The sequence below is a fragment of the Falsiroseomonas sp. RANM36 genome, assembly GCF_056682175.1.
The window spans coordinates 1-1,433 of record NZ_JBWXTD010000033.1; the positions used below are offsets into that span (position 1 = coordinate 1).

At 71.5% G+C, this 1,433-nt stretch carries 1 protein-coding gene; it reads right to left on the reverse strand.

Annotated elements, in window-relative coordinates:
- On the reverse strand, positions 1–1,433 hold a 1,433-nt coding region (locus AC1MIR_RS27710), incomplete at both ends, for an Ig-like domain-containing protein (protein ID WP_480031394.1).

Genomic DNA, 1,433 nt, shown 5'->3' on the forward strand with positions numbered 1-1,433 from the left:
CATTCAGCGTGTCGTTGCCGTCATTCCCGAGCAGCCGGTTGTTGCCGACATTGCCGAGGATGAAGTTTTGCTCGGCATTGCCGTCGCCGCGGACATTGGCCGTGCCGTTGAAGCGCAGCACCTCGATATGGTCGGGCAGCGCGAAGGTCGCGTTGGCGACGACCGTGTCGTTGCCGCCGCCGGCCTGCTCGACCAGCTTGTCCGTCGCATCGATCAGGTAGAGGTCGTTGCCACCGCCGCCGATCAGCGTGTCGGCGCGGCCGCCGCCGTTGAGCACATTCGCCTCGTCGTTGCCGACGATGAGGTTGGCGAGGTTGTTGCCGGTGCCATCGATCGCGGCGTCGTCGGTCAGGACCAGGTCCTCCTGATGCGCGCCGAGCGACCAGGTGATGGAGGAGTACACCGTGTCGGCGCCGCCCGTGCGCGTCTCGGCGATGCGGTCGCCGGCATCGTCCACGACGTAGCGATCGTTGCCGGCGCCGCCCACCATGCTGTCGGCGCCGGTGCCGCCATCGAGGCTGTCATCGCCGCTGCCGCCCGACAACGTGTCGTTGCCGATGCCGCCAAGCAGCCGGTCGTCGCCGTGCGTGCCCACGCCGCGCTCGCCGACCACGTCCTCCACCGTGATCGTGACCGCGCGGTCCAGCGAGAGCCCGTCCGCATCGGTTACGCGGAGCGTGATCTCATGCGTGGCCGCCTGCTCGAAGTCCAGCGGCGCGGCCACCACCAGCGCGTTGCCAAGGACGGCGAACAGGCCGCCGCCATCGTCGAGCAGGCTGAACACCAGGCCTTCGCCCCCATCCGGATCGGTGGCGGACAGCGTGCCGATCGTGCTCCCGACCGCGGCCGTCTCGACCACGCTCGCGCGCGACAGCAGCAGAGCGGAAGGTGCGTCGTCCTGCGGTGTCACCGTGATGGTGACGGTCGCGACAGCGGTCCCGCCGAGGCCGTCGTCCAGCAGGTATGCGAAGCTGTCCGTCCCGGCGAAGTCGGCGTCCGGCTGGTAGGTGAAGGCGCCGTCTGGATCGAGCGTGACTGCCCCGTGCCCTGGCGCGGAGGAAAGCGCCACGGTGAGATCCCGTCCGATGATCCGCAGGTCGTTGGTCAGGACCTGGCCCGTTATCGGCGCATCTTCCGCGCCGGATACGGCGTCGTCGTTTGCGACGAGCGGCAGCGCCGCGACGGCGCCCAGCGCGAGGTTGTCCGCGAGCGCGGGATCGCCCGCGGCGGACTCGACGGCGACCGAGACGGGATCGGCTGCCGGGCCGCCCGCCGTGCCGAAGGTCTTGAGCACGATCTCGAAGGCTTCCCCGCCCGCCAGCCGGTCCAACACGAAGCGCAGGATCGTGCCGTCGAGCGTCGGCGCGGGGGGGGGGCCGGGCCGGGGGGGGGGGCCCGGGGGCGCGGGGGGGGGGGGGGGGGGGGGGGGCGGC